At 74.4% G+C, this 18,921-nt stretch carries 14 protein-coding genes; 6 read left to right on the forward strand and 8 right to left on the reverse strand.

Features of this window, described 5'->3' with window-relative positions; translation table 11 throughout:
* Positions 1–132: 132 nt before the first annotated feature.
* From AC4BDD_RS28410 to AC4BDD_RS28425, 4 genes are all read left to right on the forward strand, one after another.
* Complete coding sequence (locus AC4BDD_RS28410) at positions 133–1,161, forward strand: NADPH:quinone oxidoreductase family protein (RefSeq protein ID WP_490688322.1); 1,029 nt, start codon at positions 133–135, stop codon at positions 1,159–1,161.
* Positions 1,158–2,351, forward strand: coding sequence for an acyl-CoA dehydrogenase family protein (locus tag AC4BDD_RS28415; protein ID WP_490688323.1), 1,194 nt, complete (start codon positions 1,158–1,160; stop codon positions 2,349–2,351). The genes AC4BDD_RS28410 and AC4BDD_RS28415 overlap by 4 nt, the downstream gene beginning before the upstream one ends.
* Positions 2,348–3,493, forward strand: coding sequence for an acyl-CoA dehydrogenase family protein (locus AC4BDD_RS28420; protein WP_490688324.1), 1,146 nt, complete (start codon positions 2,348–2,350; stop codon positions 3,491–3,493). The genes AC4BDD_RS28415 and AC4BDD_RS28420 overlap by 4 nt, the downstream gene beginning before the upstream one ends.
* 190 nt (positions 3,494–3,683) lie before the next feature.
* Positions 3,684–3,878 carry a hypothetical protein gene (locus tag AC4BDD_RS28425; RefSeq protein ID WP_490688325.1) on the forward strand — a complete coding sequence of 65 codons (195 nt, stop codon included), beginning with the start codon at positions 3,684–3,686 and terminating at the stop codon, positions 3,876–3,878.
* A gap of 50 nt (positions 3,879–3,928) precedes the next feature.
* Here AC4BDD_RS28425 and AC4BDD_RS28430 read toward each other — a convergent pair whose 3' ends face one another.
* From AC4BDD_RS28430 to AC4BDD_RS28440, 3 genes are all read right to left on the reverse strand, one after another.
* On the reverse strand, positions 3,929–5,317 hold the full coding sequence (locus tag AC4BDD_RS28430) for a family 2B encapsulin nanocompartment shell protein (protein WP_490688326.1): 1,389 nt from the start codon (positions 5,315–5,317) through the stop codon (positions 3,929–3,931).
* Positions 5,318–5,374: 57 nt separating this feature from the next.
* Complete coding sequence (locus tag AC4BDD_RS28435) at positions 5,375–6,787, reverse strand: family 2B encapsulin nanocompartment shell protein (protein ID WP_490688327.1); 1,413 nt, start codon at positions 6,785–6,787, stop codon at positions 5,375–5,377.
* A gap of 165 nt (positions 6,788–6,952) precedes the next feature.
* Entirely contained in the window at positions 6,953–8,224 is a 1,272-nt protein-coding gene (locus tag AC4BDD_RS28440; RefSeq protein WP_490688328.1) for a phosphodiester glycosidase family protein, read from the reverse strand.
* Positions 8,225–8,442: 218 nt separating this feature from the next.
* Between AC4BDD_RS28440 and AC4BDD_RS28445 the strand changes: the two genes are divergently transcribed.
* Both AC4BDD_RS28445 and AC4BDD_RS28450 read left to right on the forward strand, forming a co-directional pair.
* Complete coding sequence (locus tag AC4BDD_RS28445) at positions 8,443–9,288, forward strand: phosphatidylinositol-specific phospholipase C/glycerophosphodiester phosphodiesterase family protein (protein ID WP_490688329.1); 846 nt, start codon at positions 8,443–8,445, stop codon at positions 9,286–9,288.
* Between the two features lie 62 nt (positions 9,289–9,350).
* On the forward strand, positions 9,351–9,839 hold the full coding sequence (locus AC4BDD_RS28450) for a GNAT family N-acetyltransferase (RefSeq protein WP_490688330.1): 489 nt from the start codon (positions 9,351–9,353) through the stop codon (positions 9,837–9,839).
* A gap of 92 nt (positions 9,840–9,931) precedes the next feature.
* On the opposite strand, the gene AC4BDD_RS28455 is transcribed toward AC4BDD_RS28450, so the two are convergent.
* The 5 genes from AC4BDD_RS28455 to AC4BDD_RS28475 form a co-directional block, all read right to left on the reverse strand.
* Entirely contained in the window at positions 9,932–11,389 is a 1,458-nt protein-coding gene (locus tag AC4BDD_RS28455) for an FGGY family carbohydrate kinase (protein ID WP_490688331.1), read from the reverse strand.
* Between the two features lie 485 nt (positions 11,390–11,874).
* Positions 11,875–13,260 carry an SWIM zinc finger family protein gene (locus AC4BDD_RS28460; RefSeq protein ID WP_490688332.1) on the reverse strand — a complete coding sequence of 462 codons (1,386 nt, stop codon included), beginning with the start codon at positions 13,258–13,260 and terminating at the stop codon, positions 11,875–11,877.
* Complete coding sequence (locus AC4BDD_RS28465) at positions 13,257–16,253, reverse strand: SCO1167/SCO6262 family helicase (RefSeq protein ID WP_490688333.1); 2,997 nt, start codon at positions 16,251–16,253, stop codon at positions 13,257–13,259. Before AC4BDD_RS28465 ends, AC4BDD_RS28460 begins: the two co-directional genes overlap by 4 nt.
* Before the next feature lie 114 nt (positions 16,254–16,367).
* A complete protein-coding gene (locus AC4BDD_RS28470; RefSeq protein ID WP_490688334.1) occupies positions 16,368–17,780 on the reverse strand; it encodes a tannase/feruloyl esterase family alpha/beta hydrolase in 1,413 nt (470 codons plus the stop codon).
* Positions 17,781–17,955: 175 nt separating this feature from the next.
* The gene (locus tag AC4BDD_RS28475; protein ID WP_490688335.1) at positions 17,956–18,774 is read right to left on the reverse strand and encodes a hypothetical protein; all 819 of its coding nucleotides are present in this window, start codon (positions 18,772–18,774) and stop codon (positions 17,956–17,958) included.
* Between the last annotated feature and the right edge of the window lie 147 nt (positions 18,775–18,921).

Genomic DNA, 18,921 nt, shown 5'->3' on the forward strand with positions numbered 1-18,921 from the left:
ATGGATACGCTCCGGAGTCGGCCGGAATCCGGACCGGCGGCGGAGACGGTTCCCAGGCGGCCAACCGACCGCTTAGTATGCCGCCGGGGCGGGACACCCCCTGTCCTCACGACCCTTGTGGGAGGCCACCGGATGCAGGCATGGCGAGTGCACGAGACGGGCGAGCCGCGCGAGGTGATGCGCCTGGAGGAAGTACCGGATCCGGTCGCCGGCCCCGGTGAACTCCTCCTCCGGGTCCGCGCGGCGAACGTCAACTTCCCCGACGCGCTGCTGTGCCGGGGCCAGTACCAGGTGCGGCCGCCGCTGCCGTTCACCCCCGGATTCGAACTCTGCGCCGAGGTCCTCGCCGTCGGCGACGGCGCGCGCGCCGAGATCGGCGCCCGGGTGCTGGCGACCGCGGCACTCCCCGCCGGCGGCTTCGCCGAGCGCACGGTCGTGCCCGCCACCGCGGTACTGCCCGCCCCCGACACCTTCGACGACGCCCAGGCCGCCGCCCTGCACATCGGCTACCAGACCGGCTGGTTCGGCCTGCACCGCCGGGCCCGGCTGCAGGCCGGCGAGACGCTGCTGGTGCACGCCGCCGCGGGCGGCGTCGGCAGCGCGGCCGTGCAGCTCGGCAAGGCCGCCGGAGCCACCGTCATCGGCGTCGTCGGCGGCCCGGACAAGGCCCGCACCGCCCGCGAGCTGGGCTGCGACCTGGTGATCGACCGGCGTGCCGAGGACTTCGTACCCGCCGTCAAGGAAGCCACCGGCGGCCGCGGCGCGGACGTCGTCTACGACCCGGTGGGCGGCGACGCCTTCACCCGCTCCACCAAGTGCGTCGCCTTCGAGGGCCGGATCGTCGTCGTCGGCTTCGCCAGTGGCACCATCCCCAGCGCGGCCCTGGGCCACGCCCTGGTCAAGAACTACGCCATCCTCGGCCTGCACTGGGGCCTGTACAACACCCACGACCCGGCCGCGGTGCGCGCCTGCCACGAGGCGCTCACCGAATTGGCGGCCAAGGGCGCCATCACCCCCCTGGTCAGCGAACGTGTGCCGCTCGGCGCCGCGGCCGACGCGGTCCAGCGGGTGGCCGACGGCACCACCACCGGCCGCGTCATCGTGCTGCCCGGCGAGGGGACCACCGGCCGGGGCCCGGGCGAGGAAGGCGGCGCCCGATGAGCCCCGTCGACGCCGAGGAGCTGCGCCGCCGCGTCGCCGCCCTGCTCGCCGACCACCCACCGCGCACCACCGCCCGGCTCGACTTCCTCCGCGCCCGCTTCGACGCCGGACTCGCCTGGGTGCACTACCCGGTCGGGCTCGGCGGACTCGACGCCCCGCGCTCCCTGCAGCCCGTCGTCGACGCCGCACTCGAAACAGCGGGCGCCCCCGACAACGACCCGCGCCGCATCGGCATCGGCCTGGGCATGGCCGCCCCGACCATCCTCGGCTTCGGCAGCGACGCGCAGCGGCAGCGGCTGCTGCGCCCGCTGTGGACCGGCGAGGAGGTGTGGTGCCAGCTGTTCAGCGAACCCGGCGCCGGCTCCGACCTCGCCGCGCTCGGCACCCGCGCGGTCCGCGATCCGGCCACCGGGGACTGGATCGTCGACGGGCAGAAGGTGTGGACCTCCAGCGCGCACCTGGCCCGCTGGGCGATCCTCATCGCCCGCACCGATCCCGACGTGCCCAAGCACCGCGGCATCACCTACTTCGTCTGTGACATGACCGACCCCGGCGTCGAGGTCCGGCCGCTGCGCCAGATCACCGGCGAGGCCGAGTTCAACGAGGTCTTCCTCACCGGTGTGCGGATCCCCGACAGCGCCCGTCTCGGCGAGGTCGGCGAGGGCTGGCGCGTCGCCCAGACCACTCTGATGAACGAGCGCGTCGCCATCGGCGGCGGCAGCGCCCCCAGGGAGGGCGGGATGATCGGCGTGGTCGCGGACCGCTGGCGGCAGCGGCCCGAACTGCGCACCCACGACCTGCACCAGCGGCTGCTGCGGCTGTGGGTGGACGCCGAAGCCGCCCGGCTGGCGGGCGCCCGCCTGAGCCAGCAGCTGGCACTGGGCCAGCCCGGCCCGGAGGGCTCGGCGATGAAACTCGCCTTCGCCCGGCTCAACCAGGAGATCAGCGGCCTGGAGGTCGAACTGCTCGCCGAGGAGGGGCTCGGTTACGACGACTGGACGCTGCGCCGCCCCGAACTCGTCGACTTCACCGGCCGCGAGGCGGGCTACCGCTACCTGCGGGCCAAGGGCAACTCCATCGAGGGCGGCACCTCCGAAGTGCTGCTCAACATCATCGCCGAACGCGTTCTCGGCCTGCCGCCCGAGCCGCGCAACGACAAGGACGCCGCCTGGAAGGACCTCCCGCGATGAGTGCACCGGACCTGCTCTACTCCGAGGCCGAGGAGGACCTGCGCGCGGCCGTCCGGTCCCTGCTCACCAACGACTGCCCGCCCACCGCGGTGCTTACGGCGGCCGAGACCGGGAGCCCGCACGACCCGCGGCTGTGGCAGTCGCTGGCCACCGGCATGGGAACCGCCGGACTGCTGGTGCCCGAGGACCTCGGCGGGCAGGGCGCCACCGCACGCGAGACCGCCGTCGTCCTTGAGGAACTGGGCCGGGCCGTCGCCCCGGTGCCGTATCTGACCAGCGCCGTCCTCGCCGCCACGGCACTGCTGGGCTGCGACACCGGGCAGCGGCGGGTGCGCCGGCTGCTCGGCGAGGTGGCGGGCGGCCACACGGTCGCGGCCCTGGCGCTGCCGCTGTCCACCGCACCCGGCAGCACCGCCGCGCCGGCGGTACGAGCCGGGTCCGGCGGCCGGCTCAGCGGCCAGGTCCGCGCGGTGGCCGGGGCAGCCGGCGCCCGGCTGCTGCTCGTCCCAGCGGACAACGAGGCGGACACCGGGGCGGACATGGGGCTGTACGCCGTGGACACCTCGGCCGACGGCGTCGTGATCGAGCCCGCCACCTCGCTGGACCTGACCCGCCCGATCGCCACCGTCACCTTCGACCGGGCCGCCGCCGAGCTGCTCGCCGAGGGCGACCGGGCGCGGGAGGCCGTCGATCACGCGCTGCTCACCGGGGCGGGGCTGCTCGCCTCCGAGCAGCTGGGGGTCGCCGAGTGGTGCCTGACCGAGACCGTCCGGCACACCGCCGAGCGGCACCAGTTCGGCCGCCCCATCGGCTCCTTCCAGGCGCTCAAGCACCGGATGGCGGCCCTGTGGCTGGAGTTGGTCACCGCCCGCGCCGCCGCGCGGGCGGCGGCCGACGCGCTCGCCACCGGCAGCCCGGACACCCCGGTGCTGGTCTCCGTGGCCCAGTCCTACGCCGCGCAGGTCGCGGTGCACGCGGCGCAGGAGTGCGTGCAGTTGCACGGCGGGATCGGGATGACCTGGGAGCACCCGGCGCATCTGTACCTCAAGCGCGCCAAGAGCGCGGAGATCGCGCTGGGCACGCCCGGACGCCACCGTGAGCGGCTGGCCGCGCTGGTGGACCTGCCCCCGCCGACCGGCTGATCCCGACGGGCCGACCGCGACCGGCCGACCCTGACGGGCCGGCCCGGCCGTTGGCCCTGACTGGTTTCGAACCGGCGATCTTCACCCGTATGCAGCACCTCGCCTGCCCAGGTCAGAGGCGTGCGGTAGGCGAGACTGGCGGTCCGACCACGAAACCGGTCCGGCGATGCGGCCGTAAGGAGGCCCCGTCATGGTCATCTCGATCTCCGCGGTCCTGCTGCTCCTGATCCTGGCGGTGGTCTTCCTGCGCACCGGCGGGCTGAAGTTCTCCCACTTCCTGATCTGCGCCCTGCTGGGCTTCTGCCTGGCGGGCAGCAGCATCGCGCCGACCATCTCCCAGGGCATCGCCGCCACCGCGGACGTGGTCAGCAGTGTGCGCCCCTGACCGGAGCCGGGGCGCACGACCGAGGAGGGCGGAGCTGAGGAGGCGTCGGATCAGCGGCCGATCTCGACGTCCTCCAGTACGCCCAGCGCGTCCGGGACCAGGACGGCCGCGGAGAAGTAGGCGCTGACCAGGTAGGACGTCACGGCCTTCTCGCTGATCCCCATGAACCGGACGTTGAGGCTCGGCTCGTACTCGTCGGGAATCCCGGTCTGGTGCAGCCCGATCACACCCTGGCTCTCCTCGCCGGTGCGCAGCGCCAGGATGGCGCTGGTGCCGGTCTCGCTGATCGGGATCTTGTTGCACGGCAGCAGCGGCACCCCGCGCCAGGCCCGCACCGCGGTCCCCATCACCTCGATGCCCTGCGGATACAGACCCCGGCTGTTGCACTCGCGGCCGAACGCGGCGATCGTGCGCGGATGCGCCAGCAGATACTGCGTCTTGCGGCGCCGGGAGAGCAGTTCGTCGAGGTCGTCGGGGGTGGGCGGGCCGGTGCGGGTGTGGATGCGCTGGGAGTGGTCGGCGTTGTGCAGGAGGCCGAAGTCGCGGTTGTTGACGAGTTCGTGTTCCTGTCGTTCGCGGAGTGCTTCGACGGTGAGCCGCAGCTGTTCCTCGACCTGGTTCATCGGGTCGTTGTAGAGGTCGGCGACGCGGGTGTGGATCCGGAGCACGGTCTGGGCCACGCTCAGTTCGTACTCCCGCGGCGCCGGCTCGTAGTCGGCGAAGGTCCCGGGCAGCGCCGGCTCGCCGGAGTGGCCGGAGGCGATGGCGATGTCCGCCTCGCCGCGCCGGTTCCGCGGCGGCTGGGGGCTGTCCGCCGCACTGTCGAGATGGGCGCGCAGCGCTGCCGAGCGGTCGGCCAGCTCCTGGAAGGCACTGCGGGAGAGCGCCAGCACCGTGGTGCGGGTGACCGCCTTGACGGTGAACTCCCAGTCCTGCTCCGGACCGGTCAGGGTGTCGTCGCCGAAGTGGTCGCCGTCCGCGAGCACGCCCACCGAGGCAGCCGCGTCGTACTCGCCGGGGCTGAGCTTGTTCACCTTGCCGTGCGCGATGAGGATCACCTCACCCGCCGGCCGCCCGGCCTCCACGATCACATCGCCGGGCGCGTACTGCCGCTGGATGAACCGGTCGGCGAGATTCTCCAGCACCCCGGTGTCCGAAAAGCCCCGCAGCAGGGGGAGTTCGCCGAGCTCCGGCGGGATGACCCGGATGTCCGGGCCGGTCGAGACGAACTCCACCCGGCCGTCCCCGACGGTGTAGGTCAGCCGCCGGTTGACCCGGTACGTGCCGGCCGAGACCTGCACCCAGGGCAGCACGCGCAGCAGCCACCGGGAGGAGATGCCCTGCATCTGCGGGACGGACTTGGTCGTCGTCGCGAGTTGCCGGGCCGCCGGAGTGCCAAGGCTCAGCTGTGGCTCTCCGGACTCGACTGACGTGGTCATAAGTGATCTTCACCCGTTTCTGTGCATGGACAGGAAGAAAGCTGAACCAGGACCCGCTCAGTGGCCGACTTCCACGCTCTCCAGAATTCCCAGCGCATCGGGCACCAGGACGGCGGCGGAATAGTACGTGCTGACGAGATAGGAGATGATGGCCTTTTCGCTGATCCCCATGAAGCGCACCGAAAGTCCCGGCTGGTATTCGTCGGGAATTCCCGTCCGGTGCAGCCCGACGACGCCCTGCTCCGCCTCGCCGGTGCGCAGCACCATGATCGAGCTGGTCCCGCTGCGGCTGACCGGGATCTTGTTGCACGGGAAGATCGGCACCCCGCGCCAGGCCGGCACACTGTGGCCGCCGACCTGTGCGCTCTGCGGCGCCAGACCGCGGCTGTTCAGCTCCCGGCCGATCGCGGCGATCGCCCGCGGATGGGCCAGGATCAGGCCCGGGTCCTTCCAGACGGTGGCCAGCAGGTCGTCGAGGTCGTCGGGGGTGGGCGGGCCGGTGCGGGTGTGGATGCGCTGGGAGAGGTGGGCGTTGTGCAGGAGGCCGAAGTCGCGGTTGTTGACGAGTTCGTGTTCCTGTCGTTCGCGCAGTGCTTCGACGGTGAGCCGCAGCTGTTCCTCGACCTGGTTCATCGGGTCGTTGTAGAGGTCGGCGACGCGGGTGTGGATCCGGAGCACGGTCTGGGCCACGCTCAGTTCGTACTCCCGCGGCGCCGGCTCGTAGTCCGCGAAGACGCCCGGCAGCGCCGGCTCGCCGCTGTGGCCGGAAGCGACGTCGATGTCCGCCTCGCCGTGCGCGTTCTGCGCGGGGTGCGGGGCCGACCGGAACGCCTCGAGGTGCCTGCGCAGCTCCGGGGCGCGCTCCAGCAGCTCCTGGAACTCCGCCCGGTCCAGCGCCAGGACGGTGACCGAGGTCGTGGCCCGGACGGTGAACTCCCAGTCGCCGCCCGCCTCCGTGGCCAGTTGCCGGTCACCCAGGTAGTCGCCGTCGGCCAGCGTGCCCAGCACGGTCGGCTGGTCGTACGCTCCGGGGCCGAGCTTGTCGAGCTTGCCGTGCGCGATCAGCACCAGCTCGTCGGCCGGCCGGCCCGCCTCGACCAGGACGTCACCGGGCGCCAGCTCGCGCTGGCGGAAACGGTCCGCCAGTGCCTGGAGCACCTCGGTGTCCTCGAAGTCGCGCAGCAGCGGGAGCTCGCGCAGCTCGACCGGGATGACCCGGATCTCGGCGCCGGTGGAGACGAACTCCACCCGGCCGTCGCCGAGGGTGTGCGTCAGCCGGCGGTTCACCCGGTACGTACCGCCGGGGACCTGCACCCAGGGAAGCAGCCGCAGCAGCCACCGCGAGGTGATTCCCTGCATTTGCGGGACGGACTTGGTCGTGGTCGCCAGATTCCGTGCGGCCGCCGTGCCGAGACTGAGCTGCGGATGCGGATTTTCGGCTCCGGAACGAGGGTCCACCGAAGTCGTCATGAAGAATGTCCACCCACCCTGTACGGACCTGCGGAATGCTTTCCGCTGAGCAACTCCGAAGCTAGCAGCGGACTTTGAGACTCCGCAGTCACTCAAATGGGTGGCATGATCTCTTGAGTTCGAGTCCCGGCCACTGTCCTCAAACTCCTTCCGCGGAGGCCCCGTTCACACCCGGGAGGCGCCCCCACCGGTGAATACCCCGATGCCATTGGGGACCGGCCGCTCGGTCCCCCCGGAGGGGTGGTTGCGTGCCGTGGCGCCCGCCTCGCCCGCCTCCCGCATGGCCAGGGTGGTGGAACCGCCGCCGTCCAGGTTGATCGCGTCCTCGGCGCCGAGCTCCACCATGAGGTCGGCCAGTTCGTCGACGGTCAGCCCGGTGCGGTAGTCCGGGCCGCCGTCCAGCGCCAGCAGGTAGAAGCGGTGTCCGTCCGCGCCGACACCCGCGCTGGTGCGCACCGCGGCGGTGCGGGTGTCCAGCCCGTCCAGCGGAGTGTCGTCACGCACGATGGGGAAGCCCCCGACCGCGAAGGTGAGCGGGACCCGCCCGGTGCCCCGCAGTCGGTGCCGGACCCGGACCGGATCGCCGACGCGCAGCTCGCGCAGCTGCCGCGCCCCCGCCTCCCGGCCCACCAGCACGGTCGCACCCTCGGGGATCGCCCCCCTGCCGGGGGTCTCGGCGACCGCCGTGACCCGTCCCTGCTCCACCGTCACCTCGTAGGTCTCCTCGCTGCACGGGGCGGCCCGGTCGGTGTCCGTGCCACAGGTGGCGCGGATCCGCGAGGTGGTGCCCCAGCGGGAGGTGAACGCCCCGATGCCGTCCACGGCGACCGCGTAACTGTTCACTCCGCGCAATGGCAGCCGGCCCCGGGCGGTGTCCACCGTGCCCTGGAGGGAGAGCCGGTCGAGCCGGGCGGTGCCGTCGGCGGCAACCCCGATGACGTCCTCGGCGGAGGTCCCAGGCGGCAGCGCGGGACCGAACCGCTGCCCGTCCGGCACCGCCGTCTTCAGATCCCGTCCGCCGGCCACGGCCGGGCCGACCGGCGCGCCCGTCGCCTCCACCCCCGGATGCTGGTTCTCCGAGATGTTGAAGAAGTCGCCGTTGACGGCCGCCACCGCACCGCTGGCGTCGGCGAGCCGGGAGACCGGGGCCCGGGCGCCCACCGCGTCCGGATACACCAGGTCCAGCGCCACCCGCGGATCGCGCAGGTCGATGGTGAGCAGATGGCCGTACGCCGTGCCGTGCGAGGCCTCCACGGCGAACTCCTGGTACGTCACCCCCGGCGCCGGCGCCTCTTGCTCGGTGAGGCGGAGCCGGGACGCGGCGCCCTGCGCCGGGGCCGCCGCGATCAGACCGGTGGCGAACAGCGCGGCCCAGGTGCTGAGGACCGCGACCGCCGCGCGCGACCCGACCCGGCGCCTGACGAGCCGTGGTGTCATGATCCCCCCAGAAGAGGCGACAACGGACAACTTTCCCATGCCATCGGCGAGTTCACCATGGACCGGTGGAATGCCGGGGAAATGTTCGAGGACCGGGCACGGAACTCTTCCCGCCCCTCTGCCCAACGGGCCCTGGGCGCCCGATACTCACTGGCGTCCACCGTGCACGACCGCGAGCACCCCCGGCCGTGCGCCGGGACGACAGCCAGGAGGTCCTCTTGATCCGTCACAGCCGCCGAGCCTTCGTCGTCACCCTCGGCACCGCCCTGGCCGGCTCGGCGGTGGCTGTCCTCGCGCACGCCGAGGTGGTCGTACCGGAGCCGCTGCCCAAGGCCCACGCCCACAACGACTACGAGCATCCGCGCCCGCTCGCCGACGCGCTCGCCCACGGGTTCGCCAGCGTGGAGGCCGACATCTGGCTGGTGGACGGCCGGCTGCTGGTCGCCCATGACGAGGCCGACCTCGACCCCGCCCGCACTCTGGAGGCGCTCTACCTCGACCCGCTCGCCCAGCGCGTCAAGGCCAACCGCGGCCGCGTCTACGAGGGATACGACCTCTCGCTCCAGCTGCTCATCGACATCAAGTCCGCGGGCGACGCGACCTACCGGGAGCTGTCCCGACGGCTGCGCCGCTACGCCCCGATGCTGAGCTTCGCCGTGGACGGACGGGTGCGCCGGGGCGCCGTTACCGCGGTCATCTCCGGTGACCGCGCCGCCCGGGTGCCCATGGAGGCGGAGCGGGTCCGCCGCGCCTTCTACGACGGACGCCTCGACGACCTCGGGGCAGGGGCCCCGGCGTCCTTCATCCCGCTCGTCAGCGGCAACTGGACGCAGAGCTTCACCTGGCAGGGCGATGGGCCGATGCCGCGGGCCGAACGGGCCAGGCTGCGGCAGATCGTGGCGGACGCGCATCGGGAAGGGCGCCGGGTCCGCTTCTGGGCCACCCCCGACCTGCCCGGCTCGGCACGCGAAGCGGTGTGGGGTGAGCTGCTCGCCGCCGACGTCGATCACATCAACACCGACGATCTGACCGGACTGGAGAATTTTCTTCGCAAAATACGCTGATCGGTCACGGTGGGCATGGTAAATGGCTGGCCCGCGACGAACTGTGAAGCCATGCTGATCACATGCTGATCAGAAGCGCGACCCCCGCCGACTGGCCCACCATCTGGCCATTCCTCCGTCAGATAGTCGCCGCGGGCGAGACATTCACCTATCCGCGGGACATAGGTGAGGAGCTGGCCCGGGACATCTGGATGATGACGGCGCCCGGCCGCACCGTGGTCGCGGTCGACGAGGCGGGGACCGTGCTGGGCACCGCCAAGATGAACCCCAACCAGATGGGGCCCGGCGCCCATGTCTCCAGCGCCAGCTTCATGGTCGACCCGGCGCACCAGCGCCGCGGGGTGGGCCGTGCGCTGTGCGGTCACGCTCTGGAGTGGGCGCGCGCCGAGGGCTACCGGGCGATGCAGTTCAACGCGGTGGTCGAGACGAACAAGCACGCCGTGGCGCTCTACCGCGACCTCGGGTTCGAGGTGATCGGCACCATCCCGGAGGGCTTCCACCATCCGGCACACGGATATGTCGGACTGCACGTCATGTACTGCCGTCTGTAGCCGGCGGGGGCGTGCGGCCCGGGGAAGCGGCTCGGGCGTGTGGCGGGTGCATGCGGCCCGGGCTTGCGACGGGGGAAGGCGCGCGGGGAGCGTCAGCCGTGCCGGAGCAGGCCCTCCGCGCCGGCCAGCACCGCCGCGATCCGCTCCAGCGCCTCGTCGTCCCGCGGCACCGGCTCGAAGAGGGGCCCGGCATCGGTGCCCCAGCGCCGGGCCACCGCCGCCGCGTCCTCGCCCAGCAGCAGGCCGGCCGCCTGGGCGGCCGCGCCGAGGGCGGCCAGGTCCCGTGCGCGCGGCACCAGCACCGGATGTCCGGTCAGCCGCCGGACCGTCTCCCGCCACGCCGCCCGCTGCGCGCCGTCGCCGATCAGCAGCAGCGGGGCCTCGGGCGAGCTGTCCGGTCCGGCGACCCGGCCGACCGCGGTGAGCTGGGAGAACACTGCCCCGTCATACGCCGCCTGGAGCACCTGGCCGGCCGTCGTGGAGTGCCGCAGGCCGTGCAGCAGACCGGAGGCGAACGGCAGTCGGGGCGTGCGCTCGCCGTCCAGGAACGGCAGCAGCACGGCCGTCCCGCCCGCCTCGACGGCCTCCCGGTCCCGCCCGAGCAGCTCCGCGACCCGGTCCACGGCGCGCGTGCAGTTGAGCGTGCGGGCCAGCGGCAGCCAGGCCTCGCGGGCGTCCGCGAACCCGGCGACCACGCCGGTGGGATCGGCCGGACGCCGCGTCGAGACGGCGAAGACGGTGCCGGAGGTGCCCAGGCTCAGCACCGGTCGGCCGGGGCGCAGGCCGAGCCCGAGCGCGGCGGCCATGGGAGCCCCGGTGCCGACCGCCACCAGTGCGCCGGCGGGCAGCGGCAGTCCGGCCCGGCCGTGCACCGTGCCGGCCGCCTCGCCGTGGCGCAGCACGCGCGGCAGCAGGGCCGGGTCCAGGCCGATGTGCCGAAGGATCTCCTCGTCGTAAGCCTCGGTGGCCGGAGCCCACCAGCCGGTGCCGGAGGCGTCACCACGGTCGGTGGTGCCCTGGCCGGTGAGCCGCTCGGTGAGGTAGTCGTGGGGGAGCCGCACGGCGGCGGTGGCCCGTGCCGCGTCCGGCTCGTTCTCCCGCAGCCAGGCCCACTTGGTGACGGTGAAGTCCGGGCCGGGGACGCTGCCGGCTCGTGCCGCCCAGGCCGCCGGGCCGCCCAGCTCGGCCACCAGCCGCTCGCTCTGCGGCGCGGAGCGCACGTCGTTGGCCGGCAGAGCGGGGCGTACCGGGCGGCCGGCGGCGTCCAGGGTGACCAGCCCGTGCTGCTGGGCGGCGACGGAGACCGCGGTGGCCTGGTGGACCGCCGCCCCGCAACTCCGCAGCGCCTCGCCCAGCGCCCGCCACCACTCCTCGGGGCCGGTCTCCTGGCCCGCTTCGCCCACCCCGCCGCCGAGCGCGTGCGGCTCCCGGCCACGGGCGACGATCCGCCCGGTCGCGGCGTCCACCACCAGCGCCGTGGTCGACCGGGCCGAGCTGTCCACGCCCACGACGAGTGGTCCCTGCGGAGCGGGCAACGGAGCTGCGGCCATCGCGTGCTCTCCCTCCTGCGTCGGTGACGCCACGCCGCGGACGTGGGCCGCGGCCCCGGCGAGCGACTGCCCGCCGGGACCGCGGCCCCGTGCCCGGTGACAAGTTCCCGGCGCCGGGATGAGACCAGCTCCTCCGGCTCCGAGGAGCGGGATCCGGTGCGGAGCCCCGGGGCGTGGCCGGTGCGGGACGCCGTTCCCGTCCCCCAGCATGCTGACGCATTCGGCTCCCCGGACGGCGGAGGCAGGCGCGCGCTCCGGCGGCGAGCCGGGCCGGCGCGCGCACAGGGCGTGCCCGGCGATCGTGCGGACGGGCGGTGCCGGGCCAGGCACCGGCCGCCGCCGCGACGCCGGCGTGCGGGCGGCTCGGGTCGACGCATGGCGTCGGCCCGCCGGGCGACATCCGCCGTCACGGTGACGGCACCAAGGGGCCACCGTGCCATGCGCCGCCGACGGCACCAGGGCGCCGCCGGCTTCCTGACGTCCGGTCAGGTCAGCAGGGTCGCCAGTGCGGCCGCCGGGTCGGTGTCGCCTGGGCCGGCCGGCCACCAGGTGCCGTGCTCCTTGCGGTACGGCCACCAGCGGCCGTCCGGCCCGTAGCGCAGCTGGGTGTCCGTGCCGACCGCCGTCCAGCGGTTGCCGGTGGCGCGCAGGGTCGGCGGGCGGTCGTCCTCCGCCCAGGCGGTGGCGAGCCGGTCGCGGGCGCGGGCCAGCTCCTCCGGGCCCGGCGCCCACTCCTCCTCCAGCACCGCCAGTGCCGGGGCACCGCCCAGCTGCCAGGCGCGTACGGCCCGGCCCAGCCCGGGTCGGTCGCGGCCGCAGCCCTCGACCAGCCGGGCGGATATCCGGGCGGTGATCGGGGCCCGCGAATCCGCCGCGGCGACCATCCGGACCGCGTCCTGCCAGACCGTCAGGCCGGCCGGCGGGGGAGTCGTGCCGTGGTCCGGGGAGAGCGCCTCCCGCAGCAGCCGGTGGGCGCGTGCGGCCGCGTCGGCCGCCAGGAACTCCAGCGCCGCCGGATCGAGACCGGCTGCCGGATCGGCGCCGTCCAGGCCCGGCGGCCGGCCGGGCGCGAGCTCGGCGGGCGGCGGACCGGGCAGCGGCGGCCGGGCGGCTTGTGCCGCCGCCGCGAACGCCTCGGCCGCCGGCACGCCCTCGGGCCGTGCCGCCGCGGCGCCGCGCACCGCATCCGCCTCCTCGGCCGCCCGCGCCGCGCCGTGCGCGACGCTGCGCGCCTGGAGTTCGTCCAGCAGCTCCCGCTCGCCCCGGCCACGCATCAGCAGCAGCACGAACGGATCCTGGTCCAGCAGCCTGGCCACCTGGTAGCACAGCGCCGCGGTGTGCGGGCAGTGGTCCCATGCCTCGCAGGCGCACTCCGGCTCCAGATCGCCGATGCCGGGCAGCAGCTCGACACCGGCCGCCGCCGCGTCCTCGGCCAGGTGCGGAGGCATGTCGCGGTCGAGCAGCGCGGCGATGTGCCCGGCCCGCTCCGCGACCACCCCCAGCAGCCGGTCCCAGGCGGCCCCGTCCAGCTCCTGGACCAGCACGTCCGCGCGGTGCGAGGTGCCGTCGCGGTCCCGGACGACCGCGGTGATCCGGCCCGGTCGCACCGACACCGCGCCCACCGCCCCCTCCCGGGCGTGCTTGCGGCCGCGCTTGAGCAGCCGCTCCCCGTCCAGCGCGGTGTCCTCCAGCGCCCGCAGCCACGCCTGGCCCCACCAGGTGTTCGCGAACCCCCGGCCGTGGATGGGGGGCAGCGCCGCGAAGGTCCGCTCCCGGCGGTCCGCCGGCCCGGCGTGCTCCTCCGGCTCCTCGTCCTCCTCGCCCCCGTACTCCCCGTCGGTCCAGATGTCGTCGTCGTAGCCCTCGGTCATCGTCCCGTCCCCCTCAACTCCACCAGCTCGGCCAGCTCCGCGTCGGTCAGTTCGGTCAGCGCGGCCTCCCCGGAGCCCAGTACCGCGTCCGCCAGGTCGCGCTTGCGCTCCAGCATCGCCGCGATCCGGTCCTCCACCGTGCCCTCCGCGATGAGCCGGTGGACCTGCACCGGGCGGTTCTGCCCGATGCGGTAGGCCCGGTCGGTGGCCTGCGCCTCGACGGCCGGATTCCACCAGCGGTCGAAGTGCACGACATGCTCCGCGCGGGTGAGGTTCAGCCCGGTCCCGGCCGCCTTCAGCGACAGCAGGAACACCGGCGCCTCGCCGCGCTGGAAGGCCGCCACCATCTCCTCGCGGCGGGCCACCGGCGTACCGCCGTGCAGCAGCAGGGTGGGCACCCCGCGGGCCGCCAGGTGCCGCTCCAGCAGGCGGGCCATCCGCACGTACTGCGTGAAGACCAGCACGCTCGTGTCCTCGGCCAGGATCGTGTCCAGCAGCTCGTCCAGCAGTTCCAGCTTGCCGGAGCGGCCCGCCAGCCGTGGCTGGTCCTCCTTGAGGAACTGCGCCGGGTGGTTGCAGATCTGCTTCAGCCCGGTCAGGAGTTTGACGATCAGTCCGCGGCGGGCGAAGGCGTCGGCGCCGGAGATCTCCGCCATGATCTCGCGTACCACCGCCTCGTACAGCGCCGCCTGCTCGGTGGTGAGCGAGACCGCGCGGTCGGTCTCGGTCTTCGGCGGCAGCTCCGGGGCGATGCCCGGGTCGGACTTGCGGCGGCGCAGCAGGAACGGGCGGATCAGGCCGGCCAGCCGCGCCGCGGCGGCCGGATCGCCGCCGGGGCCGCCGTCCGGGCCCGGGACGCCCCCTTCGACGGGGTCGGCGTAGCGCCTGCGGAAGGCGGCGAGGGTGCCCAGCAGCCCGGGGGTGGTCCAGTCGAGGATCGCCCACAGCTCGGTGAGGTTGTTCTCCACCGGGGTGCCGGAGAGCGCGACCCGGGCCCTGGCGCCGATGGTGCGCAGCGCCTTGGCGGTGGCCGAGTACGGGTTCTTGACGTGCTGCGCCTCGTCGGCCACCACCATGCCCCAGGGGCCGGCGTCGGCGAGCCGGGGCGCGTCCAGCCGCATGGTGCCGTAGGTGGTGAGCACGAACTCGCCGTCCGCCAGGGCGTCCAGAGCGCGCGCCGGACCGTGGAAGCGGCGCACCGGCGTGCCGGGCGCGAACTTCTCGATCTCCCGCTGCCAGTTGCCCATCAGCGACGCCGGGCAGACCACCAGGGTGGGCCCGGCGGCCTCGGGCGAGGTCTGCCGGTGCAGATGCAGGGCGATCACGGTGATGGTCTTGCCCAGGCCCATGTCGTCGGCGAGACAGCCGCCGAGCCCCAGCGAGGTCATCCGGTCCAGCCAGCGCAGACCGCGCAGCTGGTAGTCGCGCAGGGTCGCGGCGAGCGCGGCGGGCTGCGGCAGCGGCTCGCGGCCGGGCGCCTCCGGGTGGGCGATCCGCTCCCGCAGGGCGGCCAGCAGGCCCGTGGCCTCCACCTCCACGGTGCCGTCGGCGGTCTCGGTACGGCCGGTGAGCGCGGCGCCGAGCGCCTCGACCGTGGTGAGGCGCGGCTCCTTGGCGGCCTGGTCCCGGGCCCGGCGGACCGACTCCGGGTCGATCAGGACCCATTGGTCGCGCAGCCGGACGACGGGGCGGCTGGCCTCGGCGAGCCGGTCGAGTTCGGCGCGGGTCACCTCCTGGTCGCCCAGGGCGAAACGCCAGTCGAAGCGGAACAGCGCGTCGGCGGAGAGGAAGGACGGCAGCCCGGACTCCATCCGGTCGGCCGTGCCGCCGCCTTCCTCGCCGGTGCCGCCGATGCCGCCGGTTTCGCCGTCCGCGCCAACCACGGCGCGGGCGGTCAGGCCGCGCACCAGCTCCTTGGGCCAGTGCACCCGCACCCCGGCGGCCTCCAGCGACCGCGCGGCGGCCCCCAGCAGTTCGGTGACCTCCTCGTCGGCGAGGGCGATGGCGTCGGGGACGGCCGCGGACAGCAGCGGGGTCAGGGCGGGCCAGGCGCGGGCGGCGCGCCGCAGGGTGAGCAGGGCGTCCATCCGGGCCCGGGTGCCGAGCGCGGCGGCGACCGGGGTGCCGCCCGCCCAGACCTCGGCGGCGTCCGCGACCAGCGCCGGGTCGGTGAGGCTGTGCAGTTGGAGCACCGCGCGGAAGCGCGGCCCGCCGGCCGGGCCGCCGTCCGCGCCGCCGTCCGTCCGTGCGGCCCGGCCGTCGCCGTCCAGCAGCTCACCCGGCGCGCTCTCGGCGGTCAGTCCGGCGACCTCGATACGCAGCGAGAGCCGCACCCCGGCGTCGTGCCCGGCGGCGATGTCGGCGGCCCAGGCCCGCTGCCCGGGCAGGTGCTGGGGCTCGTCGGAGGCGAAGGCGGGCGCGCCGGCGGCCAAGGCGGCCGCGGGCGAGCGCGGAAGGCCGTCCGCCACGGCGTCCAGGAAGGCGCGGAGCAGTCCCTCGGGTTCGGGCAGCAGCACAGGGTCGGTGCCGGGCAGCGGCACCGCGTGAGCCTCGGGCGGCATGGCGGCGGCCAGTTCGCGGACCCGGCGCAGATCGTCCGGGGTGAGGGGCCCCATCCGCCAGGCGTCGTGGTCGGTGGCGGTCAGTCCTGGCAGCAGCCGTCCCCGGGCGGCGAGTTGCAGGCCCAGCACGGCGGCGGCGCCCCAGAACGCGGCCGTGGGATCGGCCTGCGCGGCGGCCCGTGCCCGGGTGAGCGCGGGCAGCGCCGCGCGGACGGGCAGCAGCAGGGCCGGTACGGAACGGGTGACGGTCCCGGTGCCTTCCGGGACGACGACGGTGAGGTCTTGGACGGTGCCGCAGGCGGCGGCCGGGGGACCGTCCTGGCTCCAGAAGGCGACCTGCCCGGTGCGTGCCGGGTCGGCGGGCAGGAACACGGCGGTGCGGTGGATGAGTTGGGCGATCTCACGGGGCGTTGCCGCAGAGGCTAGGGTCACAGCGATGACGCATTCCTCAAACTTGACTAGTGGAGACGTGGAGCCGCCGAGGGTACCCGACGCCCACCCCATCCGGACGCCGCCGCGGTGTGAGACACCTCACCCCCGGACGCTTCACCCCGGTCGTCCGCCCAGCGCGCAGGTGTTGACGACGTCTCCGGTCGGCGGCCGCTCCACGACGTGGTCGGACGGCGGGGTGCGGCCGTCCTCCACCCAGGCGGTCAGCGCGTCGAAGGCCGACCGGTAGCAGGGCAGGATCGGCCGCAGCCGGTCGGGATGGGTGTCGTAGAGGGCGTCGACGTGGTTGCCGTCCCGCACCGTGTAGTAGCGGTGCAGCCCGCCCCGGCCCTGGCCCCGCACCATGGCCGCGTACACATCGGAGTCGGTGGCGATCGGCAGCAGCGCGTCCAGGTCGCCGTGGAGGGTGATCAGCGGCTTGCCGATCCGCCCGGTGAGCCCGATCCGGTCGACGGCGCGCCGCACCGACGCCGGCCGGGAGGCGTAGTCGTACCGGGCGTCGGACGGGCAGGGTGCCAGGATCCGCTCCGGCGTCGAACCCGCCGACGCCCCCGGGCAGTCCGGGTCGTAGGTGGGGTCGAACTCCGCCCGGTACGTCTTCTGCGACACGCCCCAGTACGCCGACCAGTGGTACGGCCACAAGAACGCCGAGGCGGGCGCGAATCCGGCCGCGGCCATGTCCTGGTCGGTGGCCTGGCCCAGCCCGTAGGCGATCGCGGTCGGCATCGTGCGCAGCGGATTGGCGCCCCCGCCGGCCGCCCACAGCACGCCCTGCCAGTCCACCCCGCCGTCGTAGAGCTCGGGGTGGCGCTCCAGTTGGTGGCGCACCAGGTAACCGCCGTTGGAGACACCGGTGATGTACGTGTGGCGCGGCGCCCGGCCGTAGTGGCGGTCGACCGCCGTCCTGGCCGCCCGGGTCAGCTCGGTGGCGCGGCGGTTCCACTCGGCGACGGCGTCACCCGGGCGCTCGCCGTCGGTGTAGAAGTCCGGGCCGGTGTTGCCCTTGTCGGTGGCCGCGTAGGCGTAGCCCTGGGCCAGCACCCGGTCGGCGATCAGCACGTCCGTCGCGTACTGCCTGCGGGAGCCCGGGGCACCGGTGACCACCAGCCCGCCGTTCCAGTGGTCCGGCAGCCGGATGACGAACTGCGCGTCATGCTGCCAGCCGTGGGTGGGGTTGGACGACGAGGAGTCGGGGAAGTAGCCGTCGATCTGCATGCCCGGTACGCCCGAAGGGGTGATGGTGCCCTTCGCGGTCAGACCGGCCTGGTCGTCGGTGTCGGTGTAGCCGGTGCCGGCCAGCGCCGTCGTCGTCAGATCCGGCAGGCACACCGACTCCTGGTGCTCGGCCCCGGGCACCAGGGATTCCGGCCCCCGGCGGCAGGCGTCGGCCACCGGCGCGGCGGACGCGCCGCCCGTGCCGGGCAGGGACGTGCCGAGCAGCAGCGCACCGCAGACCGCGGTGAGAGTGCGGAATCGATGTCGGATGCGTACGGAACCGGGATCGGACATGGGTGTCCTCCGCGGTGCGGATGGGGAAGTGCCGGTCGCCGCTCCGCCCGGCCCGCGCCCCTCGCGGTCACGGGCGCGACGCGCGCCGCCCGGCATACCGTCCTACGCCTCGAGGGCGTCCTGTACGGCTCAATGGTAAGAGCGCATCACCTCGACCGACCAGTCGGGCAGTGGCTCAGCCCGGTCGGACCGCCAGCTTGTCCAGGGCGGTCAGCAGGCCGGGCAACTCCGGGCCCCTGCCGACCGGCAGCACCTCGCCGGGCGCGTCGTCCAGCAGGACGAAGGCGATGTCGTCGGTGCGCGCCACCATGCTCCACCCCGGTCCGTCGGCCCGCAGCGTGCGCGCCTCACCGGAGGCGAAGGCGGAGCGGATCCGGCCCAGCGGCGGCGGGTCGTCGAGATAGCCGCGGGCCTCCTCCAGCACCCGGCGCACGCCGTCGTGCGGCTGCTCCCCGGCGGAGACGAAGGTCTCGTCGTCGCTGATCTGCTCCCGCCAGGTCGCCCACTGGAGCGCTATCTCGTCCGCGCCCAGCCGCCGTTGCGCGGGACCCCACCGGTCGGTGTCCGGTGGAGCGAGCGGCGCGGAAGCCGCGTCCCCCGCCTGCGGATCGGGTGCCGGGTCGTGCGGCGCCGGCACATCGGGTGCGGCCACGGCGACCGCGAGCGGCCACCCCGGGAGGGAGGCCACCACCGACCGGTCGGCGATGGACAGGTCGTACTCCATACCGCAGTCCCAGGCGGCGATGGCGCAGGCGACCAGCGAGACGTCGTCGGTCACCACGGTCCAGCGGGCCCCGGCGCCGTCCTGGCCGAGGACCAGGCCGAACCCGGCCTCGTGCGGGGTCAGGCCGAGCACCGCGCACGCCTGGGGGAAGTCGTCACCGAGCACGCTCGGGAACTGCGCGGGCGTCAGCAGGACCGCCGTCAGCACATACAGCGCGTCGTCGCCGGACTCCTCCGGCTCCGTCGGGGACACCCCCACCGTCGCGGCCACGGCAGCCTCCTCTTCCCGAACCGTTCCGTCGTGCGGGCGCACCTTAACCAGCGAGTAGCCACGGCGTCGAGAGGTGGCGCGGCACGGAAGAACCGCTCGCCGGGAGGGAGGCGCGCGCCGGGTCCGGGCCGGGCACCCTCGCCGTCG

Source organism: Streptomyces sp. JLBT605 (assembly GCF_058215555.1).